We start from the raw sequence: 17,161 nt of genomic DNA on the forward strand, positions 1-17,161 counted from the left end.
AGCAGTGAGGAGCTCCCGTGAGCGATGTCGAGTGGCACAGCGTCGCCCTCGCACCGATCGTGCTCGTCCACGGCACGGAGGGTCTGATCGCCGACCGAGCCGTGCAGCGCCTGCGCGCCCTGGCCAAGGAGGCCGATCCCTCCGTGGAGGTCCACGACCTCTCCAGCGAGGCCCTCGGCCCCGGCGCCCTGGCCCAGGTCGCGAGCCCCTCCCTGTTCGGCGAGCCGCGCCTGGTGGTCGTTCCCGAGCTGCAGTCCGCCCCGGACTCCCTCGTCCTCGAGCTGCTCGACTACGTGAAGGCTCCCGAGCAGGACGTCACCCTCGTGCTCGTCCACCGCGGCGGCAATCGCGGCAAGAAGCTCCTGGACGCCCTGAAGAAGGCGGGCGTGCCCCGCGTGGACGCGAGTCCCGTCAAGCGCGCCGCCGACAAGCAGGCCTTCGTCGCCGCCGAGTTCGCCCGTGCCCGCCGCCGCATCCAGCCCGACGCCCTGGTCGCCCTCGTCGACGCCTTCGGCACCGACCTCGCCGAGCTCGCCGCGATCAGCCGCCAGCTGATCGAGGACACCACCCCCGACCCGGGCGAGCAGCCCGCCCAGGTGACCGTCGCCGAGGTGCACGCGCTGACCTCCGGCCGCGTGGAGTCCACCGCCTTCGCCGTCGCCGACGCCGCGATCGCGGGCAAGGAGCAGGACGCGCTGCAGCTGCTCCAGCAGGCGCAGCTCGCCGGCGCCGACCCCGTCCCGATCGTCGCCGCGATCGCCTCGAAGGTCCGCTCGCTGGCGAAGGTGTCCGCACCGAACGCGACCCCGCGCAGCCTCGGCATGCCCGACTGGATGCTGCGCAACCTCTCCCGGGAGACGAAGAGCTGGAACGACCGCTCCCTGGCCCGGGCGATCGAGGCCGTGGCCCGCGCGGACCACGAGGTCAAGGGCGCCGGCCGCGACCCGCAGTGGTCGGTGCAGCGCATGGTGATGGAGATCTGCCGGGCGCGCCGCGCCCGCTGAGAGCGGCTGCCGGGCCCCGCAGCCCGCACCTGTCGGCCCCGCAGCCCGCTCCTGTCGGCCCCGCAGCCCGCACCTGTCGGCCCCGCCGCCCGCGCCCGTCGGCCCCGGTCTCCACGACCGATGCAGGCACCCGCTCCCGCGACACCCGCCCCGGACATGAAGAAGCCCGGTGCGCATCGCTGCGCACCGGGCTCCTCATGCCCCGGAGGGGCGGGGTCCGTCAGGGACCGACGATCACTTGGCGACGCCGGCGACTAGCTTGGCGAGACCGGACTTGCGGTTCGCGGCCTGGTTCTTGTGGATGACGCCCTTGGAGACGGCCTTGTCGAGCTTGCGCGAAGCGGACTTCAGCGCCTCGTTCGCGACGTCGGCATCGCCGGTCGAGACAGCGGCCTTCACCTTGCGGGTGTAGGTCTTGAGCTCCGACTTGACGGCGCGGTTGCGCAGACGAGCCTTCTCGTTCGTCTTGTTGCGCTTGATCTGGGACTTGATGTTTGCCACGAAGACTCTTCTCCAGTGTTGCTGAGGTGGATCATCCCGGACTGCCGAGGAACGGAGCCGACGGGGACGGCGGTGGGGATTCGCCTGGAGACGTCGGTACCGGAGTCGCTGCCACGGGTACTCGCCCGGGTCGCACGAACCGCCCGTCCCCTGAGACACTTCGGGAGGACACCCCTGCGCACACCGAACGGTATGTCACACATACAAGGAGCGATCTTAACAGAGGGCAGTCCCCGGACCGGTGCTCATGTGCGCCGTGTCTCCCGATCCGCGATGCGCGCCCCACCTGCTCCCCGGCGCCCGCGCAGTCCGCGCACCCGGAGGGCAGAGCCCGCGCGACCTCCGGCGGCGAGGCGGCCGGTCACAGCGCGACGGCGCGCACCGCCTCCGCGACCCGGTCGTAGCGCTCGCGGTCCAGCCGCCCACCCTCTCGTCGCACCGACCCCGGGGCCAGGCGCAGCAGACGATCCGCCCGGACCTCCGAGGGGCGGCCCTGCCGGTCCCAGTCCCCGGGGCCGATGTCCACCCAGGTCGCCCCGTGCTGATCGGTGCGGGTCGCGCCGGGCTCGGTGCGGTCGCGGGAGGTGAGCATCAGGGCCACCAGCACGGTCCCCGTCCCGTCGGCCCCGCCGGCGGAGGCGTCCTCCTCGGCGATCACGAGCACCGGACGGTCCTTGCCCTGGGAGAGGTCCTCCTCGTAATGGACCCACGCCCACACGACCTCTCCCGGATCGGGACGGTCGTCGTCCCGCGGGGCGTAGACCAGCTCGAGCGGGACGCCGTGGCGGCGGTCGGCGAGCGCGCCGCCCTCGGCCTGGCCTCGACCGTCGGACTCGGGACGAGCACCGTCGTGCTGCCTGGAGCCCTGCCCGGACCCGCCGCGCTGCTCCTGCACGGAACGGATCGCGGCGCGCCCGAGGTCCCGTGCGCCGCGGCGCACCGAGGGATTGCGGGCGAGAGAACGGGCGACGGAGCCGAGCCGGGAGAGCAGCGACATGGTTCTCGCTTCCTGGGCGGAGCGCCCACGAGGGAATGGAGGTCGGTGTGAGAATGGTAGGCATGTCAGACACCTCGCTGTTCCGCAGTGCCCGCACCGGAGCGGACGGTGACGAGATGTTCGGCGCCGACGGCACCGTGCGCCCCACCTATCGGGCGCTGCACGATGCGCTGGCCGGGCTGGGGCCGGAGGAGTTCCGCTCCCGCTCCGAGTCCCTCGCCCGCAGCTATCTCGACCAGGGCGTCACCTTCGACTACGCGGGGGAGGAGCGTCCCTTCCCGATCGACGCGATCCCGCGCGTGATCGACGCCGAGGAGTGGTCCGAGGTCTCCGCCGGCGTCGCCCAGCGCGTCCGCGCCCTCGAGGCCTTCCTCGACGACGTCTACACCGACCGCCGCGCCATCGCCGACGGCGTGATCCCCGAGGAGCTCGTCACCTCCTCGACCTACGTGGTCGACGCGGTGCGCGGCTACCGGCCGGCGAACGGGGTGCGCATCCACGTCTCCGGCATCGACCTGGTCCGCGACGGGGACGGCGGCTTCCGGGTGCTCGAGGACAACGTCCGCACGCCCAGCGGCGTCAGCTATGTGCTCTCGAACCGCCGCGCCATGGCCCAGGGCTTCCCCGAGCTGTTCGCGGACAGGCCCGTGCGCCGAGTCGGCGAGTACCCCGGCCGGCTGCTGGCCGCGCTGCAGGCCGCCGCCCCGGACACCGCCGGCGAGGAGGCGACCGTGGTGGTGCTGACCCCCGGCCGCTACAACAGCGCCTACTTCGAGCACTCGCTGATCGCCCGCACGATGGGCGTCGACCTGGTGGAGGCCTCGGACCTCGTCGAGCGGGGCGCTCGCATCTACATGCGCACCACCGCGGGACTGCGCCGCGTGGACGTGATCTACAAGCGCACCGACGACGACTTCCTCGACCCCGAGGTGTTCCGCCCCGACTCGATGCTGGGCGTGCCGGGCCTGGTCCGCTCCGTCCTCGCCGGCAACGTCGTGGTCGCCAACGCCATCGGCAACGGCATCGCCGACGACAAGCTGACCTACACCTACGTCCCGGACCTGATCCGCTACTACCTCTCCGAGGAGCCGATCCTCCCCAACGTCGACACCTGGCGGCTCGAGGAGCCCGACTCCCTCGTCGAGGTGCTCGACCGGCTCGAGGAGCTCGTGGTCAAGCCCGTGGACGGCTCCGGCGGCAAGGGCATCGTCATCGGCCCCTCCGCCGCGCGCGAGGAGCTCGACGCGCTGCGGAGACGGCTGCGCGCCGATCCGCGCGGCTGGATCGCCCAGCCCGTCGTCCAGCTCTCCACCATCCCCACCCTCGTGGAGGAGGGGCCCGAGCCCCGCCACGTGGACCTGCGCCCCTTCGCGCTGAACAGCGGGGACGACGTATGGGTGCTGCCCGGCGGGCTCACCCGCGTCGCCCTGCCGCGCGGGGAGATGATCGTGAACTCCTCCCGCGGCGGCGGCTCGAAGGACACCTGGGTGCTCGCCGCCGGCCGCCCCGGCGCCGCCGCCTCGGGTCTCGCCGACCAGGACGAGGAGGGGATCGAGGACCCGACCGACGACACGCGCGACCAGTTCGACGACCCCCGCGAGGAGCACGGCGAGGAGCAGGAGGTCGAGCCCGACCCGGTCACCTCCGCCATCCCGATCATCGAGGCCGACGACGAGGAGGAGGACCGCCATGATGCTCAGTAGGATCGCCGACGCGATGTTCTGGATCGGCCGCTACGTGGAGCGGGCCGACCAGACCGCGCGCATCCTCGGCGTGTCGCTCCAGTCGATCACCGAGGACGCCTCCCTCGACCCCGTCGACTCCTGCGCGGGCGTGTACGGGATCTTCGGCGTCACCGACGTGCCGGCCGAGGACCTGACGGTGCAGCGGGTGCTGGAGCGCCTGGTCACCGACCGGGCGAACCCCTCCTCCGTCGCCGGCGCCCTCCAGGCCGCGCGGGAGAACGCCCGCGGCGTGCGCGAGGCGCTGTCCACGGAGGTGTGGGAGTCGCTGAACACCGCCACCCTCGGCATGCCGCGCGGCGTGCGGCCCTCCCGCATGCACGGCGCCTTCCAGTTCGCCAAGGACCGCTGCGCCATGGTCAACGGCCTGCTGGACGCGTCGATGACCCGTGATGAGGCGTGGCTGTTCCTGCGCGTGGGCCAGCTGCTGGAGCGGGTCGACATGCTCGCCCGCAACCTCCAGGCCCACGACCTCTCCGACACCTCCGACGCGGCGACCGTGCTGCTGCTGCGCTCCTGCAGCGCGCACGAGGCGTACATCCGCTCCTATCGCGGCCGCGTGCGCGTCTCCGGAGCGATCGAGTTCCTGCTGCTGGACTCGATCTTCCCGCGCTCGGCCGCGTACTGCCTCAGCGAGATCGACGAGGCGCTCGAGACCCTCGCCAAGCTCCACGGCAACAGCTTCGACCGCCTCGGCACCGCCGAGCCGGGCCGCAGGATCGTCGGCCGCGCGCTCGCGAGCCTGCGCTTCCGCCAGCCCGAGGACATCACCGAGGACTTCGAGGACGAGATGGAGCAGCTCCAGCGCGTCACCGGCGCCGTCACGAGATCGCTGGGCACCACCTATTTCCACCCCGCCGCCTGAGCCCGCCGCGGACCGGGCGGCGCCTGGTCGGCGCGGGGTAGGCCGACGGGCGATGAACTCCCCGGCCCGCTGCCCTCCTCCGGGACGGGGCCCGGCCGGGCGATCCCATCGGCCCCGCTGTGACGTCGGCCCGTCGGCCGTTCCCGGGACGCTGCGGCGCGCGCAGCACGTGAGACCATGGACCGATGCCCGGCGCATGCGCGCCCGGCACACCATCGACGAGAGGACGAATGCCGGTGACCCCGAGGATCGCTGCCGATGAGGCACGGGACATCGCTCCCGCGTCGACGCCCCAGGAGCGGCTCCGCAACTTCTGCATCATCGCCCACATCGACCACGGCAAGTCGACGCTGGCCGACCGGATGCTGCAGATCACCGGGATCGTCGAGGAGCGCGCCATGCGCGCCCAGTACCTCGACCGGATGGACATCGAGCGCGAGCGCGGCATCACCGTGAAGAGCCAGGCCGTGCGCATGCCCTGGCAGGTCGAGGGCGTCAACTACGCCCTGAACATGATCGACACCCCCGGGCACGTGGACTTCACCTACGAGGTCTCCCGCTCCCTCGCCGCCTGCGAGGGGGCGATCCTGCTGGTCGACGCCGCGCAGGGCATCGAGGCGCAGACGCTCGCGAACCTGTACCTCGCGATGGAGCACGACCTCACCATCATCCCGGTGCTGAACAAGATCGACCTGCCCGGCGCCGAGCCCGAGAAGTACGCGGCCGAGATCGGCCAGCTCGTCGGCGTGGACCCCGAGGACGTGCTGCGCGTGTCCGGGAAGACCGGCGTGGGCGTGCCCGAGCTGCTCGACCACGTGGTGCGCACCCTCCCCGCCCCCGAGGGACAGGTCGACGCCCCCTGCCGCGCGATGATCTTCGACTCCGTCTACGACACCTACCGCGGCGTGGTCACCTACGTGCGCGTCGTCGACGGGTTCCTCAAGGCCCGCGACCGGATCGACATGATGTCCACCGGCGCCCACCACGAGCTGCTCGAGATCGGCGTGAGCTCCCCGGAGCCGCACCCCACCCAGGGCATCGGCCCGGGCGAGGTCGGCTACCTCATCACCGGCGTGAAGGACGTGCGCCAGTCCAAGGTGGGCGACACGATCACCACCTCGGTGCGCGGCGCGACCGAGCCGCTGGCCGGCTACTCGGACCCGAAGCCCATGGTCTACTCGGGCCTGTTCCCGATCGACGGCTCCGACTATCCCGTGCTGCGCGATGCGCTGGACAAGCTCAAGCTCAACGACGCCGCGCTCGTCTACGAGCCGGAGACCTCCACCGCCCTCGGCTTCGGCTTCCGCGTCGGCTTCCTGGGCCTGCTGCACCTGGAGATCATCCGCGAGCGGCTCGAGCGCGAGTTCGACCTCGACCTCATCTCCACCGCCCCCTCCGTGGTCTACCAGGTCGTGATGGAGGACGGCACCGAGATCGAGGTGCTGAACCCCTCCGACTTCCCCGAGGGGAAGGTGAACCAGATCAGCGAGCCCGTCGCCTCGGCGACGATCCTCGTGCCCAGCGAGTTCATCGGCGTGGTGATGGAGCTGTGCCAGTCCAAGCGCGGCACCCTCGGCGGCATGGACTACCTCAGCGAGGACCGTGTCGAGCTGCGCTACACCCTGCCGCTGGCGGAGATCGTCTTCGACTTCTTCGACCAGCTGAAGTCCAAGACCCGCGGCTACGCCTCGCTGGACTACGACGTCTCCGGCGAGCAGACTGCGGACCTGGTCAAGGTCGACATCCTCCTGCAGGGCGAGCCGGTCGACGCGTTCAGCGCGATCGTGCACCGCGACAAGGCCTACTCCTACGGCGTGGAGATGTCCGGCAAGCTCAAGAAGCTCATCCCGCGCCAGCAGTTCGAGGTCCCGATCCAGGCCGCGATCGGCTCGCGCATCATCGCCCGCGAGAACATCCGCGCCATGCGCAAGGACGTGCTGTCCAAGTGCTACGGAGGCGACATCTCCCGCAAGCGCAAGCTGCTGGAGAAGCAGAAGGAGGGCAAGAAGCGCATGAAGAACATCGGCTCCGTCGAGGTGCCGCAGGAAGCCTTCATCGCCGCGCTCTCCTCCGACGCCGCCGAGCCCTCGAAGGACGAGAAGAAGAAGAAGTGAGCACCGCGCCCGGCCCGCTGCCCGAGACCGCCCCGCGCCGCCTCGACCCGCTCGAGGTCACGTTCGAACCCGGCGGCGGCCGGCTCGGCGCGGTGTGCTCGGTCGCCCAGCTCTTCGAGGTGCGCGAGCGCTCCCTCATGAGCGGGATCGACAAGCGACCGGCCGACGGGCCCGTCACGCTGCTCACCCACGGCGTGCTCGGCGACGTGCAGGGCGACCGTGAGCACCACGGCGGGATCTTCAAGGCCGTCTACGCCTACTCCCGGGAGGTGCGCGAGGCCTACGCCGCCGCGCTCGGCCACGAGCTGCCCGACGGGTTCTTCGGCGAGAACCTCGCCACCGTCGGCCAGGACACCGACCATGCGGTGATCGGCGAGCGCTGGCGGATCGGCGGCGCCGAGCTCGAGGCGACCTGCCCCCGCAACCCCTGCGGCACCTTCGCCGCCTGGATGGGGGACCGCCGCTGGGGACGCGCCTTCACCGACCAGGGCCGCGCCGGCGCCTACTTCCGCGTGCTCGTCGAGGGCGAGGTGCGCGCCGGCGACGCGATCGAGGTGCTCGAGCGGCCGGACCACGGCGTGACCATCGTCGACGCCTTCCGGGGACTGGACGCCGCGCAGGCCCGCGCCCTGCTCGACTGGGCGGAGGCGAGCGGCACCGTGCTGTACGAGACACTCGTCGGGGCCGCGCAGAAGACGCTCGCCCGGGCGGGGGAGCGCGAGGACTTCCCGGAGCGGCTGCGCTCCACCGGACGGGGCCTCGGTCTCGGTCTCGGGCTGTGACGGTCGTGAAGGACCTCTCCGCCTACATCCACGTCCCGTTCTGCGCCGTGCGCTGCGGGTACTGCGACTTCAACACCTACACGAACGCCGAGCTGGGCGGCGGCGGCTCCCAGGCCGAGTACGCGGACAACGCGATGGCCGAGATGGACCTGACCCTCGCCGCGGACCGCGCGGCGGGGTACGAGTACGAGGAGATCTCCACCGTCTTCTTCGGCGGCGGCACCCCCACCCTGTTGCCCGCCGACGACCTGGTGCGGATGCTCGACCATCTTCGCTCGCTGATCCCGCTCGCGGACGGCGCCGAGGTCACCACCGAGGCGAATCCCGACTCGGTCACCCGCGCCTCGCTCTCGCGCCTGGCCGACGGCGGGGTCACCCGCGTCTCGATCGGCATGCAGTCCGCGATCCCGTCGGTGCTCGCGACCCTGGACCGCACCCATGACCCCGAGCGGGTGCCGCAGGTGGTCCAGTGGGCGAAGGACGCCGGGCTGCAGGTGAGCCTGGACCTCATCTACGGCACGCCGGGGGAGACCGTCGCCGACGTCGAGGCCTCCGTGCGCGCGGCCCTGGCCTGCGAGGTCGACCACCTCTCCGCCTACTCGCTGATCATCGAGGGCAACACCGCCATGGCCCGGCAGCTGCGACGCGGCGAGATCGAGGCGCCCGACCCCGACGACATGGCCGACAAGTACGAGCTCGTCGACGACCTCACGCGCGAGGCGGGCCTGACCTGGTACGAGGTCTCCAACTTCGCCCGCACCCCCGAGCACCGCTCCCGCCACAACCTCGCCTACTGGAAGGGCGGGGACTGGTGGGGGATCGGACCCGGCGCCCACCGCCACCGCGACGGCCTGCGCTCCTGGAACGTGAAGCATCCCAGCCGCTACGCGCGCATGCTCGCCTCCGGCGAACTGCCCGTCGCGGACAGCGAGCAGGTCGCCGCCGAGGACCGGCTCGTCGAGCGCATCATGCTCGAGCTGCGGATCGCCGACGGCCTCGCCGTCGACGTCGTGCCTGAGCAGAACCGCTCGATGCTCGAGGTGCACCGCGATCGGGGCCACCTCGATCCCGACGCCCTCGCCGCAGGCCGCGCGGTCCTTACCAGGGAGGGGCGTCTGCTCGCTGACGCGGTGATCCGCGACCTCGTGCCCTGAGACCCGTCGGCCGCGGAACGATCTCGACGACCGAGCCCGTCGAGCCCGAGGCGCCTCCTGCTCGCCGCCCCGGCAGCCGCGCGCTCTCGACGATCCAGTCGATCCACCGGTCCGACGGATCACCGAGGTGCACACTGTCCGCATGACGCCACCGACAGGACCCCGGCCGACGACGATCGACGAGTACCTAGGCGCCCTCGGGGACCCGGCCCGCACCCGGCTCGCCGAGCTGCGGAACCTGGTGCGCGAGGAGCTGCCCGAGGCGACCGAGGCGATCAAATGGGGCAGCCCCGCCTTCGTCCACCCCCGCGGCACGATCCTGCTCGTCATCAGCGCCCACAAGGCGCACGCGAACTTCACCGTCACCCCGAGCGCGAAGGAGGCCTTCGCCGACGAGCTCGAGGCGCTGGAGACCGGCAAGGGCAGCGTGAAGCTCCCCTACGACACGCCGATGCCGGAGGACCTGCTGCGGCGCATGGCGCGCCGCCGCCTCGCCGAGTTCGAGCAGGACGGCGTGAACTGGATGTGACGGGCCGCGGCGCCGTGCGGCAGGACCCTGCGCGCGGTGTCGAGTCCTGGCCCACGGCGTCCGGCCCGGGCGCGCGGCATCCGGCCCGGGCGCGCGGCATCGGCCGCCCGCGCCCCGACATGCAGGAGCCCCCGGGAGCGACTCCCGGGGGCTCTTGCATCCGGCCGTCGGCCGTGACTCAGCTGATGCGGATGCGGATCACTTCACGAGGCGGATGTTGACGGGGTAGTTCCACCACTCGCCCTGGTAGGCCTTCACCGCGCCGATGATGGCGAAGACGACGTGGACCAGCGCCGGGACGCCGATGAGGGCGAAGAGCACCGAGCCGAAGCCGAAGGTGATGACCGTGATGATCGTGAAGACGATGGCGAGCGCGATCTCCACGATCAGGGTCGCGATCGCCGCGTTCAGCGCCTCCGCCGCGTTGTAGCGGACGAAGCGGTTGCGGTCCTTGTAGACCAGGAAGATGATCAGCGGGCCGAGCCAGCCGAGGAAGCCGGCGCCGATCACGTAGCCGACGATCGCCGAGAGCTGCGCGAGCATCGCCCAGAGCTTCGTGTCGGACTCGGTGGTGGGCTGGCCGATCAGCGGGCCGTCGAAGACGCCCTTGACGTGGGCGGGGGCCTGGTCGGGGTTCATGGTTCCTCCGGCTGAGGTCTGTCCGTGGGCGGCGTAGGGAGCGTGCTGCTGGGCATGCGGAGCCTGCTGCTGCCCGTACGGCTGCTGGGCGTGGGCCGGCTGCGCGGAGGGCTGGGACGGCGAGGGCGCCCCGTAGGGGGAGGCCGGCGCCGCGGCCGGAGCGGCCGAGCTCGCGGACTGCCCGTAGGGATCCGCCTGCTGAGCGGAGCCCTGCTGTGCGTAGGGGTCCTGCTGCGCGAAGGGATCATGCTGCGCGGCGGGGGCCGGCTGCGCGCTGGGAGCGGACTGCGCGAACGGATCGTAGGGATGCTCTGCCGGGTCCGAGGTCGCGCTGCCCTGCTCCTGCGGCGCGGGGGCGGCAGGGGCGTCGATGTCGAGGTGGTCCGAGGCCGGGCGCGCGGCAGGCTGCTCGGGCAGCGAGTCGGAGGCGGGGGTGCCGGGCTCGGTGCCGTACGGGTCGTGCGGATGCGGAGTCTGGCTCATGGGATCCTTCTTCGTCTCGGTCGGCGCGGGGGCCGTCGTCTCGGGTGACGGGTTCACCCTAACGAGCCGGAGACCCCACGGTCAGCGCGGCGGTCCGCCGCATCCGCTGGGGGATATCCCCCTGGTGGGCTCCCGAGAGTCGCCGCTCACCGCGCCGAGAGGCGCATCGACTGCTCGCCTCCCCGTCCCGTGCCGCGGCCAGGTCAGCCCTGGTCGACGGTGACGAAGTCGATGAGCTCCTCGATGCGCCCCGAGAGCGTCGGCTCGACGTCGGCGTAGGAGCGGACCGTGGAGAGGATCCGCTTCCAGCCCAGGCCGATGTCGGCCTTGTCCTCGTGGGGCCAGCCGAGCGCGGCGAGGGAGCCGACCTTGATGTCCGTCCCCCTGGGGATGTGCGGCCACTCCTTCAGCCCCACGCGCGCGGGCTTCACGGCCTGCCACACGTCGACGTACGGGTGGCCGAGCACGGTGACGTTCCCGCGGGCGCCCGGCAGGGCCATCACCTCGGCTGCGATGCGGGACTCCTTCGACCCCTTCACCAGGTGGTCCACCAGGATCCCGAGCCGGCGGCCGGGGGAGGGGCCGAACTCGCGCACGCGCTCTGCGAGGTCGTCGGCGCCCTCGAGCTGCTCGACGACGATGCCCTCGATCCGCAGGTCGTGGCCCCACACCTTCTGCACCAGCTCCGCGTCATGGGTGCCCTCGACCCAGATCCGCGACGCACGTGCGGTGCGCGCCTTCGCCCCCTCGACGTACACCGAGCCGGAGGCGGAGCGCTTGCGGACGGGCGCCTTCTGCGCCGCCTGCGGGCGGGTGAGGACGACGGGCTGCCCGTCGATCATGAAGCCCGGCCCGAGCGGGAAGGTGCGGCGTCGGCCGCGGCCGTCCTCCAGCTCGACGATCAGCTCTCCGGCCGTCTTCTCCACGCGCGTGATCGCGCCGGTGAAGCCGGTCGAGGCCTCCTCGACGACGAGGTCGCGCTGCGCGGGGACCTCGCGGCCGACCGGGCGGCGGCGGTGATGGGCGGGGGGACCGGAGGAGAGCACATCGGCGCCGTACCGGTCGGGGAAGCGAGCAGGCGGGGTGGACACGGCGGACACTGTAGCCCCGTGGCGAACGCCTCCCTGCGAAGCACGCCGCGGACGCGTACGATTGGCACTTGGCATGGGAGAGTGCCAATGTCCAGGGAGACCCGGGCGCCGGGACGCCCCGGTGCCGGACCGCGCGGCAGGAGGTGCACGACATGGACGACCGCAAGCTCCAGATCCTCGGCGCCATCGTCGAGGACTACGTCTCCACGCGCGAGCCCGTCGGCTCGAAGTCGCTGCTGGAGCGGCACGAGCTCGGCGTCTCCGCGGCGACCGTCCGCAACGACATGTCCGTCCTCGAGGAGGAGGGGCTGATCCACCAGCCCCACACCTCCGCCGGCCGCGTCCCCACCGACAAGGGATATCGCGCCTTCGTCGACCACGTCGCGATGGTCAAGCCCCTCTCCGCCGCCGAGAAGCGGGCGATCCGCACCCTGCTCGAGGACGCGGGGGACGTCGAGGAGCTCCTGGCCCGCACCGTGCGCCTCCTCGCCCAGCTCACCCAGCAGGTCGCGATGGTGCAGTACCCGGCCCGCCGCCAGGCCCGCATCCGCCACGTCGAGCTCGTGAAGGTCGCGGACTCGCTGCTGCTGGTCGTGCTGATCACCGAGTCGGGGAGGGTGGACCAGCGCACCGTCCCCGTCATCGCCGGCCGACCCGCCGAGTACTACGCGGCGCTGCGCGACCAGCTCAACCGCGCCGTCGCCGGCCGGGAGGTCACCGACCTCGCAGGGCCGCTGACGGACTACCTCGAGTCCCTGCCCGTCCCCGAGCGGCCCGCCGCCGCGGAGGTGGCCGAGGCGCTCACCGCGCTGGCCGCGACCCGCGCCGAGGACCGCATCATGATGGCGGGCACCGCGAACATCGCCCGCTCCGCCGAGGACTTCGCCCGCGACGTCGAGCCGCTGCTGGACGTCCTCGAGGAGCAGCTGGTGCTGCTGCGCCTGTTCACCGAGATGCACGTCTCGCCGGGGGACGTGCAGGTGCGGATCGGCTCCGAGCTCCACGACCGGGCGCTGCACCAGGCCGCGCTCGTCGGCGCGGGCTACGACGCCGGCTCCCACCTCGCGATCCTCGGCCCCAGCCGCATGGACTACGCCGCCGGGATCTCGACCGTCCAGGCGATCGCCCGCTACGTCTCCCGATTCCTCGAATGACCGCGCCGGCGGGCCTGCGCGCCCGTCGCCGGCCGTCACCGACCTCCGACCCCTGTGAAGGACCCACGCCTGTGAACGACGACTACTACGAGCTGCTCGGCGTCTCCCGCGACGCCTCGACCGAAGAGATCAAGAAGGCGTACCGCAAGCTCGCCCGCACCCTCCACCCGGACGTCAACCCGGACCCGGAGGCGGCGGAGAAGTTCAAGAAGGTCTCCCAGGCGTACGAGACCCTCTCCCATGCGGACAAGCGCCGCCAGTACGACATGGGCGGCGGCCCGGGCATGGGCGGCTTCCCCGGCGGCGGCGCCGGATTCGACTTCAACGACATCTTCGACATGTTCGCTGGAGCCTCCGGGATGCGCGGGCGCAACCAGGGCCCCGTCCCGCGGCAGCGCCGCGGCGGCGACGTGCTGCGCCGGGTGAAGATCGAGCTGCGCGACGTCGTCTTCGGCACCGAGCAGGACGTCACCTTCCGCACCGCCGTGCTGTGCGAGCGCTGCTCCGGCTCCTGCGCCGAGCCGGGCACCAGCCCCACCCGCTGCACCGCCTGCAACGGCTCCGGCCACGTCCAGCGCGTCCAGCAGTCGCTGCTGGGCCAGATGGTCACCATGGCACCCTGCCCCACCTGCGAGGGCCACGGCGACGTGATCGAGAGCCCCTGCACCGGCTGCTCCGGCCACGGCCGCACCGCCACCGAGCGCACCGTCACCGTGCGCATCCCCTCCGGCGTCGAGAACGGCACCCGCATCCAGCTGCGCGGCGAGGGCGAGACCGGCGAGGCCGGCGGCCCCTCCGGCGACCTCTTCGTGGAGCTGTCCGTCAAGGACCACGAGATGTTCGACCGCTCCGGCGACGACCTCGTCACCACAGTCTCCGTGCCGATGACGACCGCCGCGCTGGGCGCGACGATCCCGCTGGAGACCTTCGACGGGGAGCAGGAGCTCGACATTCGCCCCGGCGCCCAGCCCGGCGAGGAGATCGTCCTCAAGGGCTTCGGCGTCACCCCGCTGCGCCGCGAGCGCCGCGGCGACATCCGCGTGGTGCTCGACGTGGACGTGCCCACCGCGCTCACCGACGAGGAGCGCGAGCTGCTCGAGCGCTTCGCCGCCCTCCGCGGCGACGAGGCCACCCGTCCCAAGAACCACGGCGGCCCGTTCGCGAAGCTCCGCGAGCGCCTGAACCTCTGAGGCGGGAGAGCCAGTGCCCACCACCCCGCCCGGCTTCCTGATCCTCGACGAGGCCCTCGCCGCCGCCCGTGAGGGAGACCAGCTCGAGCTCGCCGGCGACGAGGGCCGCCACGCGGCCAAGGTCGCCCGGATCGGGGTGGGGGAGCAGCTGCTCCTCACCGACGCCCCCGGCCGACAGGTCCTCGCCGAGGTCACCGCCTCCCGCAAGGAGGCGCTCGACCTGCGCCTGCTCGCGGACCCGTCCCCGGCCGTGCAGCGTCTGCCCCGACTCGCGCTGGTGCAGGCCCTCGCGACCGGCGGCCGCGACGAGCAGGCCGTCGAGTCCGCGACCGAGCTCGGCGTCGACCGCATCGTCCCGTGGATCGCGAAGCGCTCCGTCTCCGTATGGCGGGGAGAAGCTCGCCAAGGGCCGCGCGAAGTGGGAGGGCACCGCCCGCGCCGCCGTCAAGCAGTGCCGTCGGCCCGGCATCCCCGCGGTCGACGCCCCGATGACCACGAGCGCGCTCGTCGAGGACCTGCGCGCCCGCGCGGCCGACAGGACGCTCGTGCTCGTCCTGCACGAGCAGGAGTCCGTCGGCGTGATGAGCCTCGCCGAGGAGCTGCGCGGTGCGAGCGAGGCCGGCATCGAGGAGATCGTCGTGGTCGTCGGCCCCGAGGGCGGGCTCGACGAGTCCGAGCTGGAGGCGCTGCGCGAGGCCGGTGCCCGGACGGTGCTGCTGGGCCCCGAGGTGCTGCGCTCCTCCACCGCCGGCCCCGCAGCCCTCGCGGTGCTCAGCGCGCTCGTCGGCCGCTGGGGCTGAGCCCACCGGCGGACCCCGCCGACGACAGGACCCCGCAGACGCTCGGCGCCGGCGGGGTCCTGCGACGTGAGGGAGCGGTGGTCAGCCGACCGGGGAGAGCACCTTCGCTTCGAGCGCGGCCAGCGCGGTCTCCAGCGCTGTGGCCTTCTCCTCGGTGACGAACAGCTCACCCTCGACGGAGAGATCCTCGCGGAAGCCGAGGCCGACGGAGCCGACGACGTCGGCGCCTACGCGGCCCATCAGGGTCTCCAGCAGCGGCAGCACCTCGTTCGCCGCACCCCAGCCGTAGCCGACCAGGATCGTGGGGAGGTTCTCCCACTCGTGGAAGAGGAAGTCGATCGCGTTCTTCAGGGCGCCCGGGTAGGAGCCGTTGTACTGCGGGGTGAGGATCACGATCGCGTCGAGCGCGGCGATCCGCTCGGCCCAGGAGCGGCCGTGGTCGGTGGTCTTCTCGGCGCCGGACTTCGGCGAGGAGGGCTCGTCGAAGGAGGGCAGAGCGATCTCGCGCAGATCGATGAGATCGATCTCGAAGCGGCCGTCGGCCGAGGCGCTGACCCACTGGGCCACCTTCTCGCCGACGCGGTTGGGGCGGGCACTGCTGAGGAGGATTCCGAGCTTCGTCATAGTCCTTCAAACTTCTCGTACTCCCGGGGGCTTCCCCAAGGAGGGATGGTGTTCGTCGCTCCCGTAGACTCGTGACCATGGGTACGAGCGTCAACCGCAACGACACACTGCGTCACGATCCCGACTGCATCTTCTGCCGGATCCTCGCCGGGGAGATCCCCTCGGATCGTGTCCACGAGGACGAGAAGGTCATCGCCTTCAAGGACCTCCATCCGCAGGCGCCGGTGCACGTCCTGGTGGTCCCGCGCGAGCACCGCCGCGACGTGACCGAGCTCGCCGAGGACCCCGCGCTCCTCGCCCACACCGCCACCGTCGCCGCGAAGGTCGCCGCCGAGCAGGCCGACGGCGACTTCCGCCTCGTCTTCAACACCGGCGCGAGCGCCGGACAGACCGTCTTCCACGTGCACGCGCACGTCCTCGCGGGCGGGAAGCTCGCAGAAGGAGAGCTGTGACAGACCCCCTCAACCCGGCTCCCGGACGCGCCCCCGAGGTGCGCGAGCGGAAGCTGGCGATCCCCGACCATCTCAGCCCCTTCCAGGTGCTCGGGGAGAACGACCAGGCGCTGGCCGCCCTCGAGGACGCCGTCCCCGACACCGACGTGCACGTGCGCGGCCACCAGGTGACCCTGCGCGGCACCGACGACGCGCTGCGCCGCGGCGAGCACATCATGCGCTCCCTCATCGAGCTGGCCGGCACCGGCCAGCCCGTCACCGCCGAGGCCGTGCAGCGCGCCGCGAACCTCTTCGGCGACGACCGGGCGAGCGGCCGCAAGCTCGAGGAGGTCCTCTCCCGGACGATCCTCTCTTCCCGCGGCCGCACCATCCGCCCCAAGACCATGGGGCAGAAGAGCTACATCGAGGCGATCGAGAGCTCCACGATCACCTTCGGGATCGGCCCGGCCGGCACCGGCAAGACCTATCTCGCCGTCGCGATGGCGGTGCAGAAGCTGCTCTCCAAGCAGATCAACCGCATCATCCTCACCCGTCCCGCGGTCGAGGCCGGCGAGCGACTCGGCTTCCTCCCCGGCTCGCTGAACGAGAAGATCGACCCCTACCTGCGCCCGCTCTACGATGCGCTGCACGACATGCTCGACCCCGAGTCGATCCCGCGTCTGATGGGCGCCGGCACCATCGAGGTCGCGCCCCTGGCGTACATGCGCGGCCGCACCCTCAACGACGCCTTCATCATCCTCGACGAGGCGCAGAACACGACGCCCGAGCAGATGAAGATGTTCCTCACCCGCCTCGGCTTCAACTCCACCATGGTCGTCACCGGCGACGTCACCCAGGTCGACCTCCCCGGCGGGCACCAGAGCGGCCTGCGCGTGGTCGAGAACGTCCTCTCCGGCATCGACGACATCTCCTTCTGCCGCCTCTCCTCCCGGGACGTGGTGCGCCACCGGCTGGTCAGCGACATCGTCGAGGCGTACGGGCGCTGGGAGATCCGACCCGGCGGCACCCGCGACTCCCGCCACCGCAGCAAGGGGAACTGA

At 72.1% G+C, this 17,161-nt stretch carries 16 protein-coding genes and 1 pseudogene; 12 read left to right on the forward strand and 5 right to left on the reverse strand.

Translation table 11 applies throughout. From position 1 onward, the window contains the following. The first annotated feature begins 17 nt into the window (after positions 1-17). Positions 18-1,004 (forward strand): DNA polymerase III subunit delta, encoded by a 987-nt coding sequence (holA, locus tag RBL05_RS00910; protein ID WP_308740940.1) that lies wholly within the window; start codon positions 18-20, stop codon positions 1,002-1,004. 234 nt (positions 1,005-1,238) lie between these two features. Here the strand turns inward: holA and rpsT are convergent, their stop codons facing one another. Both rpsT and RBL05_RS00920 read right to left on the reverse strand, forming a co-directional pair. Beyond that, on the reverse strand, positions 1,239-1,505 hold the full coding sequence (gene rpsT / locus RBL05_RS00915) for a 30S ribosomal protein S20 (RefSeq protein WP_062950649.1): 267 nt from the start codon (positions 1,503-1,505) through the stop codon (positions 1,239-1,241). Positions 1,506-1,866: 361 nt separating this feature from the next. Then, entirely contained in the window at positions 1,867-2,502 is a 636-nt protein-coding gene (locus tag RBL05_RS00920; RefSeq protein ID WP_318603953.1) for a type II toxin-antitoxin system PemK/MazF family toxin, read from the reverse strand. Between the two features lie 62 nt (positions 2,503-2,564). Between RBL05_RS00920 and RBL05_RS00925 the strand changes: the two genes are divergently transcribed. From RBL05_RS00925 to RBL05_RS00950, 6 genes are all read left to right on the forward strand, one after another. Then, positions 2,565-4,205, forward strand: coding sequence for a circularly permuted type 2 ATP-grasp protein (locus tag RBL05_RS00925; protein ID WP_308740938.1), 1,641 nt, complete (start codon positions 2,565-2,567; stop codon positions 4,203-4,205). Then, a complete protein-coding gene (locus tag RBL05_RS00930; RefSeq protein ID WP_308740937.1) occupies positions 4,192-5,109 on the forward strand; it encodes an alpha-E domain-containing protein in 918 nt (305 codons plus the stop codon). Before RBL05_RS00925 ends, RBL05_RS00930 begins: the two co-directional genes overlap by 14 nt. Positions 5,110-5,339: 230 nt before the next feature. Further along, positions 5,340-7,223 carry a translation elongation factor 4 gene (gene lepA, locus RBL05_RS00935; RefSeq protein WP_308740936.1) on the forward strand — a complete coding sequence of 628 codons (1,884 nt, stop codon included), beginning with the start codon at positions 5,340-5,342 and terminating at the stop codon, positions 7,221-7,223. Then, positions 7,220-8,005 carry an MOSC domain-containing protein gene (locus RBL05_RS00940; RefSeq protein WP_318603955.1) on the forward strand — a complete coding sequence of 262 codons (786 nt, stop codon included), beginning with the start codon at positions 7,220-7,222 and terminating at the stop codon, positions 8,003-8,005. The genes lepA and RBL05_RS00940 overlap by 4 nt, the downstream gene beginning before the upstream one ends. Further along, on the forward strand, positions 8,002-9,159 hold the full coding sequence (gene hemW, locus RBL05_RS00945) for a radical SAM family heme chaperone HemW (protein WP_308740934.1): 1,158 nt from the start codon (positions 8,002-8,004) through the stop codon (positions 9,157-9,159). The genes RBL05_RS00940 and hemW overlap by 4 nt, the downstream gene beginning before the upstream one ends. Before the next feature lie 142 nt (positions 9,160-9,301). After that, positions 9,302-9,688 carry an iron chaperone gene (locus tag RBL05_RS00950; protein WP_308740933.1) on the forward strand — a complete coding sequence of 129 codons (387 nt, stop codon included), beginning with the start codon at positions 9,302-9,304 and terminating at the stop codon, positions 9,686-9,688. Positions 9,689-9,886: 198 nt separating this feature from the next. Here the strand turns inward: RBL05_RS00950 and RBL05_RS00955 are convergent, their stop codons facing one another. Together RBL05_RS00955 and RBL05_RS00960 are read right to left on the reverse strand one after the other, a co-directional pair. Further along, positions 9,887-10,810, reverse strand: coding sequence for a DUF4870 domain-containing protein (locus RBL05_RS00955; protein ID WP_263310104.1), 924 nt, complete (start codon positions 10,808-10,810; stop codon positions 9,887-9,889). Positions 10,811-11,013: 203 nt separating this feature from the next. Next, complete coding sequence (locus RBL05_RS00960; RefSeq protein WP_318603957.1) at positions 11,014-11,910, reverse strand: DUF3097 domain-containing protein; 897 nt, start codon at positions 11,908-11,910, stop codon at positions 11,014-11,016. Between the two features lie 143 nt (positions 11,911-12,053). Here RBL05_RS00960 and hrcA point away from each other — a divergent pair, with 143 nt between their 5' ends. The 3 genes and pseudogenes from hrcA (at position 12,054) to RBL05_RS00975 (ending at position 15,045) form a co-directional block, all read left to right on the forward strand. Then, positions 12,054-13,055 (forward strand): heat-inducible transcriptional repressor HrcA, encoded by a 1,002-nt coding sequence (gene hrcA, locus RBL05_RS00965; protein WP_308740932.1) that lies wholly within the window; start codon positions 12,054-12,056, stop codon positions 13,053-13,055. Between the two features lie 71 nt (positions 13,056-13,126). After that, entirely contained in the window at positions 13,127-14,245 is a 1,119-nt protein-coding gene (gene dnaJ / locus RBL05_RS00970) for a molecular chaperone DnaJ (protein ID WP_308740931.1), read from the forward strand. Positions 14,246-14,258: 13 nt separating this feature from the next. Continuing rightward, positions 14,259-15,045: pseudogene (locus tag RBL05_RS00975) on the forward strand (16S rRNA (uracil(1498)-N(3))-methyltransferase). An 81-nt stretch (positions 15,046-15,126) separates the two neighbouring features. On the opposite strand, the gene RBL05_RS00980 reads toward RBL05_RS00975, so the two are convergent. Continuing rightward, positions 15,127-15,669: an NADPH-dependent FMN reductase gene (locus RBL05_RS00980; RefSeq protein WP_308740930.1), complete on the reverse strand. Its 543-nt coding sequence runs from the start codon at positions 15,667-15,669 to the stop codon at positions 15,127-15,129. Positions 15,670-15,746: 77 nt separating this feature from the next. On the opposite strand from RBL05_RS00980, the gene RBL05_RS00985 reads away from it, so the two are divergent. Both RBL05_RS00985 and RBL05_RS00990 read left to right on the forward strand, forming a co-directional pair. Next, positions 15,747-16,121 (forward strand): histidine triad nucleotide-binding protein, encoded by a 375-nt coding sequence (locus RBL05_RS00985; protein WP_308740929.1) that lies wholly within the window; start codon positions 15,747-15,749, stop codon positions 16,119-16,121. Next, positions 16,118-17,161, forward strand: a complete 1,044-nt coding sequence (locus RBL05_RS00990; RefSeq protein WP_308740928.1) for a PhoH family protein — start codon at positions 16,118-16,120, stop codon at positions 17,159-17,161. The genes RBL05_RS00985 and RBL05_RS00990 overlap by 4 nt, the downstream gene beginning before the upstream one ends.

The sequence above is a fragment of the Brachybacterium sp. GU-2 genome (assembly GCF_030866705.2).
Lineage (GTDB): Bacteria > Actinomycetota > Actinomycetes > Actinomycetales > Dermabacteraceae > Brachybacterium > Brachybacterium conglomeratum.

Bases quoted from the DNA above. Each gene is read 5' to 3' on its own strand.
- lepA (WP_308740936.1), top strand. From the start codon at position 5,340: ATGCCGGTGACCCCGAGGATCGCTGCCGATGAGGCACGGGACATCGCT.
- RBL05_RS00920 (WP_318603953.1), bottom strand. From the start codon at position 2,502: ATGTCGCTGCTCTCCCGGCTCGGCTCCGTCGCCCGTTCTCTCGCCCGC.
- hrcA (WP_308740932.1), top strand. From the start codon at position 12,054: ATGGACGACCGCAAGCTCCAGATCCTCGGCGCCATCGTCGAGGACTAC.
- RBL05_RS00985 (WP_308740929.1), top strand. From the start codon at position 15,747: ATGGGTACGAGCGTCAACCGCAACGACACACTGCGTCACGATCCCGAC.
- RBL05_RS00950 (WP_308740933.1), top strand. From the start codon at position 9,302: ATGACGCCACCGACAGGACCCCGGCCGACGACGATCGACGAGTACCTA.
- RBL05_RS00955 (WP_263310104.1), bottom strand. From the start codon at position 10,810: ATGAGCCAGACTCCGCATCCGCACGACCCGTACGGCACCGAGCCCGGC.
- RBL05_RS00930 (WP_308740937.1), top strand. From the start codon at position 4,192: ATGATGCTCAGTAGGATCGCCGACGCGATGTTCTGGATCGGCCGCTAC.
- RBL05_RS00925 (WP_308740938.1), top strand. From the start codon at position 2,565: ATGTCAGACACCTCGCTGTTCCGCAGTGCCCGCACCGGAGCGGACGGT.
- RBL05_RS00980 (WP_308740930.1), bottom strand. From the start codon at position 15,669: ATGACGAAGCTCGGAATCCTCCTCAGCAGTGCCCGCCCCAACCGCGTC.